This is a genomic window from Stenotrophomonas sp. STEN038 (assembly GCF_056759895.1).
Window position 1 is genome coordinate 82486 of record NZ_JBRRDW010000014.1, and the last position, 15405, is coordinate 97890.

Annotated in this window: 18 protein-coding genes; 10 read left to right on the plus strand and 8 right to left on the minus strand. The window is 64.4% G+C overall.

Going from position 1 to position 15405, the window contains the following annotated elements; genetic code table 11:
* Positions 1-109: 109 nt before the first annotated feature.
* Together ACVOLS_RS08125 and ACVOLS_RS08130 are read right to left on the minus strand one after the other, a co-directional pair.
* Positions 110-820: an rRNA pseudouridine synthase gene (locus ACVOLS_RS08125; protein ID WP_481545201.1), complete on the minus strand. Its 711-nt coding sequence runs from the start codon at positions 818-820 to the stop codon at positions 110-112.
* A 67-nt stretch (positions 821-887) separates the two neighbouring features.
* Complete coding sequence (locus ACVOLS_RS08130; RefSeq protein WP_303749993.1) at positions 888-1385, minus strand: M48 metallopeptidase family protein; 498 nt, start codon at positions 1383-1385, stop codon at positions 888-890.
* A 69-nt stretch (positions 1386-1454) separates the two neighbouring features.
* Here ACVOLS_RS08130 and ACVOLS_RS08135 point away from each other — a divergent pair, with 69 nt between their 5' ends.
* Together ACVOLS_RS08135 and ACVOLS_RS08140 are read left to right on the plus strand one after the other, a co-directional pair.
* Complete coding sequence (locus ACVOLS_RS08135) at positions 1455-2009, plus strand: DUF2058 domain-containing protein (protein ID WP_481545202.1); 555 nt, start codon at positions 1455-1457, stop codon at positions 2007-2009.
* Between the two features lie 141 nt (positions 2010-2150).
* Positions 2151-2414, plus strand: a complete 264-nt coding sequence (locus ACVOLS_RS08140; protein WP_481545203.1) for a DksA/TraR family C4-type zinc finger protein — start codon at positions 2151-2153, stop codon at positions 2412-2414.
* A 237-nt stretch (positions 2415-2651) separates the two neighbouring features.
* Here the strand turns inward: ACVOLS_RS08140 and ACVOLS_RS08145 are convergent, their stop codons facing one another.
* From ACVOLS_RS08145 to ACVOLS_RS08160, 4 genes are all read right to left on the minus strand, one after another.
* A complete protein-coding gene (locus ACVOLS_RS08145) occupies positions 2652-3170 on the minus strand; it encodes a GNAT family N-acetyltransferase (protein ID WP_481545204.1) in 519 nt (172 codons plus the stop codon).
* 90 nt (positions 3171-3260) lie between these two features.
* Entirely contained in the window at positions 3261-4520 is a 1260-nt protein-coding gene (locus tag ACVOLS_RS08150) for a sugar transporter (RefSeq protein ID WP_481545205.1), read from the minus strand.
* 163 nt (positions 4521-4683) lie between these two features.
* Positions 4684-5265 carry a mechanosensitive ion channel domain-containing protein gene (locus ACVOLS_RS08155; RefSeq protein WP_481545206.1) on the minus strand — a complete coding sequence of 194 codons (582 nt, stop codon included), beginning with the start codon at positions 5263-5265 and terminating at the stop codon, positions 4684-4686.
* A 19-nt stretch (positions 5266-5284) separates the two neighbouring features.
* Complete coding sequence (locus ACVOLS_RS08160; RefSeq protein WP_481545207.1) at positions 5285-6550, minus strand: alkaline phosphatase family protein; 1266 nt, start codon at positions 6548-6550, stop codon at positions 5285-5287.
* Positions 6551-6687: 137 nt separating this feature from the next.
* Here ACVOLS_RS08160 and ACVOLS_RS08165 point away from each other — a divergent pair, with 137 nt between their 5' ends.
* From ACVOLS_RS08165 to ACVOLS_RS08175, 3 genes are read left to right on the plus strand one after another with little or no spacing between them, the layout of a single operon-like run.
* Complete coding sequence (locus ACVOLS_RS08165; RefSeq protein WP_481545221.1) at positions 6688-7263, plus strand: RNA polymerase sigma factor; 576 nt, start codon at positions 6688-6690, stop codon at positions 7261-7263.
* Positions 7260-7811: a hypothetical protein gene (locus ACVOLS_RS08170; protein WP_481545208.1), complete on the plus strand. Its 552-nt coding sequence runs from the start codon at positions 7260-7262 to the stop codon at positions 7809-7811. Before ACVOLS_RS08165 ends, ACVOLS_RS08170 begins: the two co-directional genes overlap by 4 nt.
* An 11-nt stretch (positions 7812-7822) precedes the next feature.
* Positions 7823-8713, plus strand: a complete 891-nt coding sequence (locus ACVOLS_RS08175) for a DUF4097 family beta strand repeat-containing protein (protein WP_481545209.1) — start codon at positions 7823-7825, stop codon at positions 8711-8713.
* A gap of 134 nt (positions 8714-8847) precedes the next feature.
* Here ACVOLS_RS08175 and ACVOLS_RS08180 read toward each other — a convergent pair whose 3' ends face one another.
* A complete protein-coding gene (locus tag ACVOLS_RS08180) occupies positions 8848-10236 on the minus strand; it encodes an Hsp70 family protein (RefSeq protein ID WP_481545210.1) in 1389 nt (462 codons plus the stop codon).
* Between the two features lie 337 nt (positions 10237-10573).
* On the opposite strand from ACVOLS_RS08180, the gene ACVOLS_RS08185 reads away from it, so the two are divergent.
* Positions 10574-10906: a zinc ribbon domain-containing protein YjdM gene (locus ACVOLS_RS08185; RefSeq protein ID WP_481545211.1), complete on the plus strand. Its 333-nt coding sequence runs from the start codon at positions 10574-10576 to the stop codon at positions 10904-10906.
* Between the two features lie 35 nt (positions 10907-10941).
* Here the strand turns inward: ACVOLS_RS08185 and ACVOLS_RS08190 are convergent, their stop codons facing one another.
* Entirely contained in the window at positions 10942-11937 is a 996-nt protein-coding gene (locus ACVOLS_RS08190) for a tetratricopeptide repeat protein (RefSeq protein WP_481545212.1), read from the minus strand.
* Positions 11938-12312: 375 nt separating this feature from the next.
* Here ACVOLS_RS08190 and thpR point away from each other — a divergent pair, with 375 nt between their 5' ends.
* The 4 genes from thpR to ACVOLS_RS08210 all read left to right on the plus strand — a co-directional run bounded on the left by thpR (position 12313) and on the right by ACVOLS_RS08210 (position 15258).
* The gene (thpR, locus tag ACVOLS_RS08195; RefSeq protein ID WP_481545213.1) at positions 12313-12900 is read left to right on the plus strand and encodes an RNA 2',3'-cyclic phosphodiesterase; all 588 of its coding nucleotides are present in this window, start codon (positions 12313-12315) and stop codon (positions 12898-12900) included.
* A gap of 87 nt (positions 12901-12987) precedes the next feature.
* Positions 12988-13587 carry an HD domain-containing protein gene (locus tag ACVOLS_RS08200; RefSeq protein ID WP_481545214.1) on the plus strand — a complete coding sequence of 200 codons (600 nt, stop codon included), beginning with the start codon at positions 12988-12990 and terminating at the stop codon, positions 13585-13587.
* A 62-nt stretch (positions 13588-13649) separates the two neighbouring features.
* Entirely contained in the window at positions 13650-13847 is a 198-nt protein-coding gene (locus ACVOLS_RS08205; protein ID WP_481545215.1) for an oxidoreductase-like domain-containing protein, read from the plus strand.
* Between the two features lie 70 nt (positions 13848-13917).
* Positions 13918-15258, plus strand: a complete 1341-nt coding sequence (locus ACVOLS_RS08210; protein WP_481545216.1) for a virulence factor family protein — start codon at positions 13918-13920, stop codon at positions 15256-15258.
* Positions 15259-15405: the final 147 nt, after the last annotated feature.

The window sequence follows — 15405 nt, forward strand, 5'->3', positions numbered from 1 at the left end:
CGCCCATAGCCTGCAACTGCACTTCGTGTGATGCCGGTTTTTGGAGTGGCCGGACGTATTGCCAGCTTCGCGGCTGACGCCGCTCCCACAAGAACTGGGGGGCTTGTCCTTAGAACTTCTGCTCGGCGGCCAGATAGCGCCACTGGCCTTCAGGCATCTTGCTCAGGCCGATGCGGCCGATGCGCAGGCGGCGAATCTGTTCGGCCTTGAGGCCGACCTGGCTGCACATGAACTGCAGTTGGCCCGGGCGCACGTCCTTGATCGCAAAACGCAGGCGCTGTTCGCTCTGCCAGCTGATCTTGGCCTGTGGCAGGCTGCGGCCTTCATGGATCAGGCCATGGGTGAGTTTGGGCATCGCCCACGGCGTCGGTTCACCGCTGACTTCGACCACGAACTCCTGCTCCAGGCTGTAGCCGGATTCCTGCAGGTGGCGGCGCACGCGCCAATCCTGGGTCAGCACGACCAGGCCGCTGGCGGCATCGTCCAAGGGCATCAGGTAGTCCAGACGCTGGAAATGGCGGCGTAGCGGACGGATGCCGGAGGCGTCGTCGGCAAAATGGTTTTCGTCGGCCAATAGTGCAAACAGTTGCTCGGCCGTACAGCCGGCCGGCTTGTTGATCACAAAGGTGGCTGCTTCAGCGGCTTCGGTGCTGCCTTCGGCGGCCAGAGTGATCACTTCCTCGCTGACCATGGTCTGCGGGGTTTCCACCACCACGCCATCGACGCTGATCCAGCCGCCTTCGATGTACTGCTGGGCCTGCGAGCGCGAGCACTGCAGCTGCGCGGCAACGCGCTTGTCGAGACGGATAGGGGTGGTCATGGCGGCTTATGGGTTCTACGAAGGGCGGGGAGTGTAGCGCTGTGGCGAGAGCGCGGCGATGGGCGGCTCAGCCGGGTTCATGTTCCAAGGCGGTCAGGTACAGGCGCAGGTCGAACTCCAACTGGTGGTAATCCGGCTCCATGTGCAGGCACAGCTGGTAGAAGGCCTTGTTGTGGTCGGCCTCCTTGATGTGGGCCAGCTCGTGGACCACGATCATCCGCAGGAACTCGGCCGGGGCCTCGCGGAACACGCTGGCAATGCGTATCTCGCGGCTGGCCTTGAGCTTGCCGCCGTGGTTGCGCGAGATAGCGGTATGCGTGCCCAGCGCGTGTTTGACCACCTGCAGCTTGCCGTCATACAGCACCTTGCCCAGCGGTACCGACTGGCGCAGGTGGCGCTCCTTGATGGCCTGCACGTAGTCGTAGAGCTGGCGGTCGTTGCGCACCGGGTTGGGCTCGGCGTAGCGCTTGCGGACGGCTTCGCCCAGCTTGCCCGCGTCCAGCAGCTCGCGGGCGCGCTGCTGCAGGTGTTCGGGATAGCCATTCAGGTATTTCAGCGGAAGCATGGGCATTTGGGCGGGACCGGGCAGGCCGCTATGATGGCAGCCTCGGCAACAGAACCATGAACAACGACGATGGCAAAGGGTAATCCACTGCAGGAACAGCTGCTCAAGGCTGGCCTGGTGAAGAAATCGCAGGTCTCGCAGGTGGCACGCGAGCAGGTCAAGGCGCGTCACGGCAAAGGCCCGGTCAACGCGACCGAGAGCCAGCGCGAGGCCGACCGAGCCCGCGCCGAGAAGGCCGAAAAGGACCGCCAGCTGGCCGCCGAGCACAACGCCCAGCGGCGTGCCGACGAGCTGCGCGCGCAGGCCAGGCAGATCATCGCCGACCGCAAGCTGCCGCGTGCCGGTGAGCTGGAATACCGTTTCAACGACGGCGCAGTGATCCGCACCATCCTGGTCACCGAGGCGCTGCGCAGCCAACTGGCCAATGGCGCGCTGGTGATCGCCCGTCACGGCGACAGTTTCGAACTGCTGCCGCGCGTGGCGGCGGAAAAGGTGCGCGAGCGTGACGCCAGCCTGATCGTGCTCGATCACGGCCAGAGCGCGGACACACCGATTTCCACCGGCAACGCGGAAGACGACGCGTACTACGCCCAGTTCCAGGTGCCCGACGACCTGATGTGGTGAGTGCGGCGCCCGAGCGCTTGCAGCGGAAGGGGACTGGTGTGGTGCATCTTGTTCAGAGAGCTGTACGCCCTCGCCCCCACGCCTTGAAATGTGGTCACGGAGGCGTCAATTTGCCTGTGTTGCTGTACGTGGAGACAGGGCATGGCTACCGGTTGGGCGGGCGACACCGCCGTTCAGGATCAGATTGACGCCACCGTCGAGGACGCGATCAAGCGTGCGCGCAGCCGCATGCCCAGCGGCCCGGGGCTGGAATATTGCGAAGAATGTGATGCGCCGATTCCAGAGGCGCGGCGCAAGGCCGTGCCTGGAGTAAGGCTGTGCATCGCCTGCCAGCAGGCGCAGGACGAAGACGAGGCGTTTGCCGGTTACAACCGACGCGGCAGCAAAGATAGCCAGCTGCGTTGAGCGGCTGTGGCGTTCGCCGCGGCAGTGGCTTTGGCCCTTGTTTCGGCTCTGCACCTGCTCGTCATCCCCGCGAAGCGGGGATTGCTCTGGCTTTTGATTGTGCTTTGGTCCTTGTCCCTGTTCGCGCTCGTCTTGCTTGGCGGTAGAGCAAAGAGCGATGACCCGACATTCGTCGCTTGAAAACCCCGCCTGCGCGGGAATGACAACGTTAAAGGGCAAAGCCCAAAGCCCAAAGCCTCAGCTTTTCCCCGGTACGGGCAGCACATCATTCAAGAATTGCTTCTGCACTAAGCGCGGCACCAATCTCGGCCGTTCCATCAGCACGAACCGCACACCCTTGACCGTCTGTGGCGCGGCCTTGCTGACGAAGCCAAACCGCTCATACACCGGCACTGCAATCTCGGACGAGTTGACCGTGTACTCGCGGCGCCCGTGCACGCGTAGCGCGTGTTCCCACAGAAAACGTGCAATGCCGCGCCTGCGCGTACCACGGCTGACAAACAGATGGTGGATGTGGCTGTCGCCGCGCATCGCGATCATGCCGACCAGTGCACCTGTCTCCTCGATCACGTAGTGCGCGAACTCCTTGTCGACCAGTCGATCGGCGAAGCTGGCAGGCGTCAGTGAGGCCAGAAAGGCATGTGCGCTGGCACCGCTGTCCGCATCAAGCAGATGGCGGGCCAATGGGGTTACAAGTGCGCTGAGCGCCTCTGCATCGGCGATATTCGCGTCGCGCAGAGTGATGTATTGATCCATGTCCTTCCCCCATGCGCGCCCCCGGAAGCAGGGGCGTGGGCGGAAGCATACCTGCAGTCCGCACGCCGTAAATGGGCGCCGCTTGGCGGCTTAGTGCTTTGCACCGCCAAGCCTGAAGCTGCCGCTCCAGCGCAGCATCGCGAACAGGCACCACAGCCAGCCGGCGGTAGCGATCAGGCCGCCGACCAGGCCAATATGCTGCATGCCCAGCTGCAGGCTGACCTGGCTGCCGATCAAGGCACCGGCGCCAATGCCGATGTTGAAGATGCCCGAGAACAAGGCCATCGCCACGTCGGTGGCGTCGGAGGCCAGGTTCAGCACCTTGGACTGCATCAACAGCGCAAAGCTGATCATCGCCACGCCCCATACCGAGACCAGTGCGTACAGCAGCCAACTGCTGTGCAGGCCGGTACGCAGCAGCAACAGGCTCGCGGCCAGGGTGCCGATAGCGGTCAGCAGGAAGCCGCGCGGCCAACGCAGGCCATAGCGCGAAAACAGCACGCTGCCGATGAAGCCCATGCCGCCGAACAACAGCAATACCAGCGTGGTCACATGCGCATCAAAGCCGCCGATCTTCTGCACGAAGGGTTCGATATAGCTGTAACCGGTGAACTGGGCGGAGATCACCACCATCACCAGCAGGTACAAGGCCATCAATGCAGGGCGGCGCAACAGCAGGGGAATGCTGCTGGCCGAACCGCTGTTCTGGCTGGGCAGGGCCGGCAGCAGACGTGCCAGCACCAGCATCACCAGCAGGGCGACGCCGCCGATGGCCATGAAGGTGATGCGCCAGCCCAGCAGTTCGCCCACGATGCGACCCAGCGGAATGCCCAGTACCATTGCCACCGACGTGCCGGTGGCGAGCAGGCCGAGGGCCTGCGGGCGCTTGTCCTGCGGCGCCACGCGCACCGCCAGCGAGGCGGTGATCGACCAGAACACTGCATGGGCCAGCGCAATGCCGACCCGGCTGGCCATCAGTACCGGATAGCTCCAGGCCATGGCGGACAGCACATGGCTGAGGATGAACAGCGCAAACACGCCCAGCAGCAGTTTGCGACGGTCGAAATTGCGGGTCAGCAGCATGCACGGCAGCGAGGTCAGTGCCACCACCCAGGCGTAGATGGTCAGCATCAGCCCGACATGCTCGATCGGCTTGCCGAAGTCGGCACCGATGTCGCTCAGCAGGCCGACCGGGACGAACTCGCTGGTGTTGAAGACGAAGGCTGCCAGCGCCAGTGCGATGACGCTGAGCCAGCGTTGGCGGTCGGAGCGCTGCTCGTGGCGCTCGGCAACGGCAAAAGCGTCGCCTGCCTGTGGGGCAGGGCATGAGGTATCGGGAGAGGCGGACATTGCGTGCGGGCTTGCGACCGGGCCGGTCGCTCAATGACGGCAATTTTCGCACGGCTGATATGGACGCGAGCGGAACGCTGTGGGCCGGCGCCAAAGCAATCCCCGCTTTCGCGGGGATCACGGACCCAATGCTCGGGGGTTGTTCGCTGCTGTTCCGGCTTCCTCAGCCGTCTCCCTGCACGCTGATCGCGCTGGAATCGCCACCGCGCCAACGGCGCAGGCCGCGCTGGAAGAACAGGCTGTTGGGAATCTGCATCAAGGTGCCATCGACCGGGCCACCGACCTCATGCAGGGTGGTGTAGATCAGGTTGATGTCGGTGACCACGCCCTTCAGGCCAGGCTTTTCGCCGTTCTCCAGCAACTCGATCTGGTCGCCAAGGCGGAACGGACGGGTGGTGAAGATCAGGAAGGTGCAGAAGATGTTGGACAGCACGCTCCAGGCGGCGAAGAACGCCACCGCGCCGACCGCGGCAAAACCGGTGAACGCCGTCCACAGCACGCTGGCCTGTACGTGCAGGGCCTGCAGGATGGCGACCAGGGCCACTGTGCCGATGACGAAATTGGACAGCCGCCGGATCGCCATCTCGATCTGCGCCGGCAGCGTGTAATGGCGCCCAAGCCGGGCCAGCAGGCGCCTGGTCAGCAGGCGCAGCAGCCAGGCCACGACCAGGATCAGCAGGATGCTCAGGCCAGTGTTCATGGGTTCAATCCATTGCTGCATCGAGGCGGGGAGGTAGTGCTTCATGCGGTTTCCTTGCGGTGCTTCAGTGTTTCAGTGCGGCGTCGGTATGGCGGGGGTTGCCGTCATTGCGGGCCGGGGTAATGTTCAACAGACGGGCCAGCAATGGATAGACGTCAACATTGTCGATAGGGGCGATGGTCACGCCTGGCGCGAAGGCTGGCCCGTAGCCGATGAATGGGGAGTACATGTCCGGCAAGGCATTGTCGTAGCCATGTTCGCCCAGCAGTTCGTGGCCTTTGCGCTTTTCGGCCTGGCGGGTGGTGACCTGCCAGCCAAGCGCGGCGGTGCAGATGTAGGCGGGCACGCGGCGGTGGTGACCATACTCGAAGCGTGCCGGGATCTGCTCGCGGGTCATGCACTGGATATGCGGGTAGCTGCCCGCCAGCAGTTGCTGGGCGGCCATCTCGCCGCCGGGCAGGGCATTGAACGAGGCGTAGGCGCCGGTCCAACCGAAATCCAGCTTGCTCACATCGACGATGTCATCCAGGAAGATCTGCTTGGCTGGGCTGGTTGCGGTCATGCCGTGGTCGGAGGTGACCACGATGTTGACCTGCTGCTGCAGGCCCTGCGCACGGATACCCGCCAACAGCGCGGCAATCGCGTTGTCGACCTCGCCCAGGGCATTGTTCAGTTCGGTGGAATCCGGGCCGTAGCGGTGGCCCTGTGTGTCGACCTTGTCGAAGTACAGGGTGATGAAATGGGGGCGCTGCGCGGCAGGCAGTGCCAGCCATTCCAGCACCTGCTGCACCCGCTGCTGCGAGCTCACCATGATGTCGAACGGCCTCCAGAACTCGGGACGTGCGCCATGCACCGGCGCTTCCGAGCCGACCCAGAACATCGCCGCGGCGCGTCCACCCTGTTCGCGCACGCTGGTCCACAGCGGCTTGCCGTCGTCCCACCAGCGCTCGTCGCTGACCGTGGCCTGGTCGAACATGCTGAAGCGCACGCCGGGAATGGCCGGGTCGGTCATGAAGTTGGCTATCACCCCATGGTGGTCCGGGCGCAGGCCGGTGATCAGTGTGTAGTGATTGGGGAAGGTGATCGAGGGATACGACGGACGCATGTATTCGGCACGTGCGCCAGCGGCCACCATCAAGCTCAGCGTCGGGGTCAGGCCACGATCCAGATAGTCGTTGCGGAAGCCATCGATGGAAATCAGGATCACCGGAGCCAGTGCCTGCTCCGGCATGCGGGCCGCGGCTGCTGGGGTATCGATGGGGGCGGAGGCGCTGGTGCAACCGACCAGGGCAAGGGCGGCGCAAAGCAGGACAGCGGGGGTACGCAACATGGGGTCGCAACGGTTTGACGAGCACCGATTGTCGGCCAGCGCGGCAATTGCTGCCAGTTGCCGAGAGGCTGCGGGCGGCTTCGGCAAAGAATTGAGTCGGCTTTAAACCTTTTTGCTGCCTGCCGCATCCAATGGATATGCTCAACGCCACCGTGACCGCTACTGCCCCCTCATCACCCGTCGTCGACGACGCCGTGCTGGCCCGTGCCGCCGCGGACGGTGATACCCGCGCCTATGAACGGATCTACCGACGCCACTCGCCGCGCCTATACGCCTTGCTTTGGCGCTTGTGCGGCGGCAACGCGGCGCGCGCCGAGGATGTGCTGCAGGAGACCTTCATCCAGGCCTGGCGCAAGCTGCCGCAGTTCCGCTTCGAGAGTGCGTTGGGAACCTGGCTGCACCGTTTGGCGGTGAATACGGCGCTGATGGAGCTGCGCGCGGCAACGTTTGAATCGCTGGACATAGGTGAATCCGGGATGGATCTATTGGCCGAAATGGCCGACACCCCGCGCTGCCATGCCACCGGCATGGACCTGGAACGTGCGTTGTTGACGCTGCCGCCACGCGCCCGCGCGGTGCTGGTATTGCATGACATTGAAGGGTGGAAACACCAGGAAATCGCCGTGGAACTGCAGATGGCTGTCGGTAGTTCCAAGGCCCAGTTGCATCGTGCGCGCAGTTTGTTGCGCACGCGGCTTGGAGAAGCAGGATGAGTCACTACGAAAACGATCACGATGATGCATTGGCGCAGCGCTTGCGTGGACTGCCAAGCGAGCGGGTGCCGCCAGCCGCGGTGTGGCAGCGCATCGCCGCGGAACTGGGGCAGAGCCCGCGTACCGAGCCGGCAGTTGCCGCACCCGCCACCCCGGTGGACGCGGTGCCGGCGCGGCGCGGATCACATCGCCACTGGCCACGTTATGCCGCTGCTGCGGTGGTTGTTGCACTGGTTGGCGTGGCCAGCATGCTGTTGTTGCCGCAGCAGCCCACGGGGTCTGTCGCCGTCGAAGAATCGTCACTGCAGCATCAGGCCAACACCATCACCTACCAGTACCGGCAGGCGATGGCGACGATTCCGCAGGACGAGGTTGCCGCCGAGCTGCAGCCAGCGCTGCGGGAACTGGATGAAAGCGCGGGCAGCATCCGCAGCGCCATCGCGCAGAGCCCCGACGCCGATTTTCTACTTGGACAGTTGCAGCGCACCTACGCGTTGCGGCTTGAACTCACCCGCAAGGGCGTCAACCCGACCGGACTTTCGACTTGAAGGAGCACCTGATGAAAGCTTGCATGCGCCATCTGATCGCCACGGCCCTGCTGCTGGCCCCACTGACCAGCGCGTTCGCGCAGACTGCGGTCAACCGTAGCCTGCCCTTGTCCAGCGGCGGCCGCGTGGAGCTGAGCAATGTGGCCGGCTCGGTCACCGTGCGTGGCTGGGACCGCAACGAAGTACAACTGACCGGCTCGCTGGGCGAGGGCCAGCGGCTTGAAGTGGAGAGCAGCGCCAATCGCGTGGCGTTGAAGGTGGTCTACCCGCAGAACAGCCGCAGCAGTCGTGGCGCGGTGCTGGAACTACGAGTGCCGCGCGCTGCGCAGCTGCAGACCAGTACCGTCAGTGCGGGCGTGGATGTGGCGGATGTGGACCTGCGTCGTCTGCAGAGCTCCACCGTCAGCGGCAGCATCACCGCCAATGGGCGCGCTGGTGAGGCGGAGTTGACCACGGTCAGTGGCGCTATCCGCTCGCAGTTGCAGACCTCGCGTCTGGAAACCAGAACGGTCAGCGGTGGGATCAATGCGACCGGTGCCAGCGGTGGTGAGGTTGCGGCCAATACCGTGTCTGGCGGCATCACCCTCGACCTGGCCAAGGTGCAGCGGCTCAGTGCCGAGTCGGTATCCGGCAGCGTGGGCGTGCGCAGTGCGGGCCTGCAGCCGGGCGGCCGGGTCAACCTGGAGACGGTGAGTGGCTCGGTCTCACTCGGCCTGCCGGCCAGTACTTCGGCGCAGCTCAAGGTCAGCACCTTCAGCGGCAGCATCCGCTCCGACGTAGGCCAGGTGGAGAGCCCGCGTTACGGTCCGGGCAAGAGCCTGGATGCGCGGATTGGCGGCGGCGATGGCGATATCTCCATCCAGTCGCATTCGGGCGGTGTGCGGGTGAGTCTGGATCGTTGATCCACTCCCTCCCTGTGTCATGGGCAAGGGGAGGGCTGGGGAGGTAGCGCTTCTACTCCCTCCCTTTTGCGCAGCAAAGGGGAGGGTTGGGGAGGGGTAACGCTTTTGTGCTTCTGGATCCCCAGCCTCGCGGCTTACGCCGCTCCCACAGGGGCCACAACAGCGCCATTCGTTGTTGCGGCCAACGCCAAGCCTTGCACCACTCCAAACGACGGGTCGCCGTGCACCAGTTTGGCGCCCGGGAAAGCCGCAGCAGCGGCCTGCTGGATGTAACCGGCGCGCGACATGCCACCGGTCAGGAACACCGCCGCCGGGTCATGGCCGATATCGGCACGCACTTGCTGCAACAAGGTTTCAAACTCACCCAGGTAGCCGCCGGCAGCCGCGGTCAGATGTGGTGCATCGATATCCACCGACAGTCCCGCCTCGATGAAGTCCAGCATGCTGTGGTGGCTGGGCTGGCTGCTCAGGGCGATCTTGCAGTGTTCCACCGCGCGGTACAGGCGCGCGGTATTGCCGGTGTCCTGCAGTGCCTGCAGGCGCGGGCCATAGGGAAGCTCCACTGCGTCATAGTTGTGCTGGCGGAAATCACGCTGGCGGGTCATGTCCTGCACCATCGCTGCTTCCACATAGTGGTGCGCAGGTACGCGGGTGATGCCGCGGCCGAACAGCGGCATATAGCCGGCCAGACTCAGCGCCAGGTCGATATCGGTACCACCTCGGGCGATACCCCAGGCGCGGTGGATCTGCGGCGCGGTGTTGCCACCAACGCTGGCATGGGCGATGTCGGTAGTACCGCCGCCCACGTCGACGATCACCGCTTCGTGGCGTTCGCTGCTGACCGCGTGGTAATGCATGGCGGCAGCTGCGGGTTCTTCGAGGAAATCCACTTCGTCAAAGCCCGCCGCCATCGCCGCGCTACGCAGGATCTCCAGCGCCTGGTCGTTGCCGGCCGCGCCAATCGAACTGCGGAACTGCACCGGCCGGCCGAGCAGCGCGCTGCGTACGTTGCGCTGCAGCTGGCGCGAGGCAGTCAGGCGGATGTGTTCGAGAATATGGGTGGCTATGCCGGTGATGGTCTGCTTGGCGCGCGGGTGCAGGTTGTAGCCCAGCATTGACTTCGGGCTCTGTACCAGGTTGCCTTCGTTTTCCTCGAAATAGGCTTCCAGTGCCTCGTCGCCATAGACCGCGTTCTGCAGCAGGGTGGTGGAGCTGCGCGGTTCGCGGATGCGTTCTTCCATCCACTGCCGGCGCACCACGCGGATGGCATCGCTGCGCAGCTGCTCATGGCTGCGGGTATTGCCGACCGCGCGCGCGTCACGGCGGCCGGATTCGATCAGGTCATCGACCTGCGCCTCCAGTGCCGGCGTCAGTTCAAAATCGTTGGGGTCGCGCATCACCTGGGGGAAGTACACCGTGGTGCGGAACTGCTGGGCCTCACCAAAGCTGACCGGGACCACCTTGCCGTCGATATGGGCGGCGGCGGCCGAGTTGCTGGTGCCAAAATCGATGCCGAGTTTCATGATGGCTGCGCGTCTTGCTGCTGAATCGGCCGCGCACTTTACTACGCCGCCGCGCGGCTGGCTTCACATGCGGGTCGTGAATGGCTGCTCGTGGACGCGAGGCCAGCGCTACCACGAACCGCGTCACGATTTTCTGGCGTCTGCGCGGCACCTGAAGAAAGCGGCCACCGCGCAGCCCTGACCATCGGCCCAGCCTGTTGGGTGTCGAATCGTGCGTCGCCGTTTGTGGATACGGGTATGCGCCCAGTCAGGTTCCTGCCGCACGCCTGGTGCCGCCGGGAGCGGATGTGAGCTGAACGGCTACAATGGATGGTTACTCAATGTACGGGAGTCCCCCATGTCTGTTACTTCCTGCCCGCAGTGTTCGCTGGAAAACATCTATGCCGATGGCGCGCTGTGGATCTGCGCCGATTGCGGCCATGAATGGACCGCCGGTGAAGCGGCCGAATCCACCCTGGTGGTGCGCGATAGCAATGGCAACGTGTTGGTGGCCGGCGACACCGTCACCGTGATCAAGGATCTGAAGGTCAAGGGATCGTCCATCCCGCTCAAGCAGGGCACGGTGATCCGTAACATCCGTCTGGTCGAGGACGATGCCGAGCACATCGAGGGCAACTCGGAAAAGATCAAGGGTCTGGTGTTGAAGACCTGCTTCCTGCGCAAGGCCTGAGCCGGGCCTGCGTCCAAGCCGCCAGCGATGCGCGTTCAGCGCACCGCATGGCGCGCTTCCAGTCTGCGGATTCCGTCCAGCTTGCTCTGGTAGACCGCTCTCATCGGGTCGCCACCGAGGTCGCGGGCTCGTTTCATTTCCTTCATCGCCAAGTGGTTGTTGCCGCCCAGGAAGTAGGCGCGGGCCAGGCCGAAGTGGAATTGATGGGCATTGCCATACAGCCGCACTGCTTCACGGTAGTAATGCGCAGCCAATGCGTAGTCGCCGTCCCGCTCGGCGCTGGCGCCCTGCATGAACTGGTAGAACGGGTCACGCTTGCGTACCTGCTCCAGGCGCGACTGCATCTGGGCCACGCGGCGACTGTCGCCCATGCGCTGGTAAAGCTTGGTGGCATTGTGCAGGGCCGGTGCGTGAAAACGGTTGATCGACAGCGCCATGTTCAGGTCTTTGGCGGCGGCGTCGAGGTAGTCCTCACGCGACTCAAGCACACCAAGGTTGCTCCAAGCGGGCACAAAACGCGGATCCATCCGCAATGCCGCGTCGAAATAGGCCCGTGCACCGACGTAATCGTGTGCGGCCAGCTGCTCGGCACCACGGTTGTTGTAGAAATGGGCAAGTGCGCGGCTGTCGTTGATCGGCTGCGGACCGCGGCGGTCGTACAGCACGTTGCTGTCCAGATCCAGGGTGGCCTGACGGCCATCAATGCGCATTCCGACATTGACGTGGCCGGCGTTGAAGATCAGCCCCTCGTCTTCATACCAGGACACCACCTGGCCAACCTCCTGCATGCGCGCCTCAAGGCCGATCTCGCGGGCCAGGGCGACAAAAAGCAGGGTGAAGGACAGGCAGTTGGCACGCCGTTGCTGCCAGGTTTCGGCCACGGTGAGGGTGGCCTCGGTGTCGTAGGCCAGACCCAGCCCCTCTGGCCGGAATACCAGCTCAACCAGCCGCTGCAGGCGCTGTTCCGGGGAGTTCGTGGCCTTGATGACCCGTTCCTGCAGCTGTGTGCGTATTTCCGGAGGGATGGCCATCACCTGCTCCGGACTTGGCACCGGAGGGGACGCTGGGGGAGGCGCAGCCAAAGCCACGCTGCTGGCGGCGAGCAGGACCAATGCATTCCAACCGATCATGGCGATCACCCGGAGTTTGCTACGGCGTGTCCAGTGTAGGCCTGTTGCGGGGGGATGGAAGCGGGGCGGGGACAAATCCACAGCGGGTGTGGACCAGCCCTGTGCAAACATGTGGATAACTATTGGCAGCCCTTGTGCGGCGTGGCTCGCCGAGCGGTGGTGAAATTTTCGCCATGGCCGGGCCGTGACCGGCGGGGTCTGCTAGTATCCGCGGCCCTAGACAGTAGTGGCCGCCGCAACGGAGCGGGTACGGCAGCCGGCTTTCGATACCAGACCATGACGAAGCAGCTTTCCTCCACCGAGGCCCAGATGACCCTGGGCCTGGGCAGCGATATTCCAACCGAACGCCTGTTCTTCGCAGTGATGCCTGATGCGCTCACGGCGGAGCGGGTCGCCGAGTTGGCCGATGGCCTGCGCGAGGAACATGGTCTGCTTGGGCATCCATTGGCGCCGGAGCGCTTGCACGTCACCCTGCATCATCTGGGTGACTATGCCGGCCTGCCGCCGAGCCTGCTGCCCAAGGTGCGGCAGGCGGCAGCGCGGGTACGCATGCCCGAGTTCGAGGTCTGCTTTGACCAGGTGGGCAGCTTTGCCGGCAGCGTGAAGAACCCGTTCGTGCTGCGCAGCGAGTACGGTGCCGAGCTGTTGAACGGCCTGCACGAGGAACTGGCGCGTTGCCTGCAGGGCGTGGGTGGCAAGCTGGACCCGCGTTTCACCCCGCATATGACCCTGCTGTACGACCGCCGCCGCCTGCCGATCCAGCCGGTACAACCGTTCCGCTGGTTCGTGCGTGAATTCGTGCTGGTGCGTAGTTTCCTCGGCCAAGGCCGTTACCAGATCGAAGGCCGCTGGCAGCTGGGCTGAACCGGGGCTGCCGTATGCGGTGCAAACCGCGGCTCGCCAATTGACGGTAGACCTGTCCAACTCCTGGCTTCATGCCAAGATGCCGCCATGAACGACTTGCTGCAGACCCTGCCACCGCCGCTGCTGGCCGAGCTGAAAACCGCCTACGCGCAGCCGCCGCGTGCGTATCACAACTTTGGCCATGTGCAGGCGCTGCTGCAGCACTACCGCGATGTCGCCGCTGGCCCCGGCTGGCAGCAGCCGTTGGAAGTGCTGCTGGCGGTGCTTTACCACGACGCCATCTACGAGGCGGGGCGCGGCGACAATGAGACGCGCTCGGCGCAGTTGGCCGCGTCCGGGATCAAGCGGTGGTTGCCGGATGCCGAAGTGGACGTAGCGCGGGTGATCCTGCTGATCGAACTCACTGCGTGCCATGGCAGCCTGGATGGCGCAGAACTGGATGCGGATGCCGCGCTGTTCCTGGACAGCGACATGGCAATCCTGGGGGCGCCGGATGCGGTGTTTGATGCCTATGACCGTGGCATCGCCGAGGAATACCAGGGCAAGGTGCCGGGCTTCCTGTTCCGGCTCAACCGACGGCGTTTCCTGAAAAAGGTGTTGGCTCAGCCGCGCATCTTCTTCAGCGATTTCTTCCATGAACGCTACGATGCGGCGGCGCGGGCCAATCTGCGCCGAGTTACGGCCTGAGTCGGCGCTTTGGCTAAAATGCGGGCTGTCCCATTGCCGATAGGGCCGAACCGGCCGCTGTAATGAACGAACTACCTGTCCAGGTTCCTGCAACTGCAGACCCCGATCCGCGCCCGCAACCACCGGAAGCACCTGGTCCGAACGAGTGCTGTGGCAGCGGCTGCCCGCTGTGCGTACTGGATCTGTATACCGACGAACTGCTGCTCTACCGGCAGCGGCTGGCCGAATGGATTGCACGCCATCCCGAAGCGCAGGCCTGAGCCGGCGGTTTCGACATCTTTCCGCCCGCCATGGGCGTAGGCTTTGCAGCACCGTTCTTGAGGCCTGTACATGGCACGTGTGATGTGGGGAATGTGGGTGCTGGCAATGAGCCTGTGGGCGGCGCCAGCAATGGCGGCCGAACAGGTCAGCCATGGACGCTTCGAGCACGTACCGGTGCTGCTGCCGAGTGCGCCGGTACAGCGCGTGGTGCTGTGGTTCACTGATGCGGCAGCCCCAGCGGAACGGCAGGCTCGACTGCAGGCGCTGCGCGGTGACGGCGCGATGGTGGTCGACATCGACACTCGCCATCTGTACGAGGTGCTGGCAAAAGAGGGTGCGCACTGTGGTTTCTCCGCAGGCGATGTGGAGAACTTCTCGCGCTATGTGCAGGCCTATTACCACGTGCCGAGTTACCGCCTGGCCATCCTCGGCGGCGATGGTGCCGGTGCGGCGCTGGCCTATGCGGTTGCTACACAGGCTGGGCCGGACGTATTTGCTGGCTTGTTGACCGAGGGTTTCTGCCCGCAGCTGCGCAACGCGACGATGACCTGCGGCGATGCCATCAAGGGGCAGGCGCTGTTGCCGCAGCTCCTGCGTTTCCCTTGGTTGAATGCGGTTGCAGGCAAGGGTCAGGCCTGCCCGGCGATGCAGGTTGCTGCATTCACCGCGGCGGTGCCATGGGCGCGTCAGTTCGCACGCACCGCTGCAGGCAGTGCCTTGCCTGGCGAAGTGGCTGCCGCACGGGTGCTGGGCGCACAACGCGGCGTGAGCCTGCCTGCGGTGCCGCAGGATCTGGACGGCCTGCCGCTGGTGGAAGTGCCGGCCAGCGGGCAGGGCGACACCTTTGCGGTGTTCGTCTCCGGTGATGGCGGTTGGGCCGGGCTGGACAAGGATGTGGCCGGCGCCTTGGCGAAGGCTGGGATTCCGGTGGTTGGCGTGGACTCGCTGCGTTACTTCTGGAGCGAACGTACGCCTGCGGGCTTTGCGGCTGACTTGGATCGTATCGCGCGCTATTACGCCAACCACTGGCAACGACCGAAGCTGTTGTTGATTGGTTTCTCGCAAGGCGCGGATGTGTTGCCTGCGGCCATCAACAAGCTACCGCCAGCCAGCGCCAAGATGCTGCGCATGAGCGCGTTGATGTCGATGGGCGAGCGCGCCGACTATGAATTCCATGTCAGCAACTGGATTTCCAGTGGCGGCGATGATGGCTTGCCTATCGCACCGGAGGTGCGGCGCATGGCCGCTGACAGCACTTTGTGCATCTACGGCGCCGACGACAGTGACGCCCTGTGCCCGAAGTTGCCGGCCGGTAGCGCGCAGCTGATCAAGCTGCCGGGCGATCATCATTTTGAGGGCGATTACGAAGGTTTGGCGAAAGTGATACTGCAGCACGTGCAGGGGCCGTAGAGATTTTGCTGGGTTGTTGTAGGCGCGGGGGTCACCGCGGCGAGAGGGCTAGTTGAAAGTAGATGGGTAGCGGCGGGGGGCGCGCGGAGTAAAACCCGTAGGGAGATGTTAGCGTCGCTCCCCCGGAAAAACCCAGTAGGCAACCCC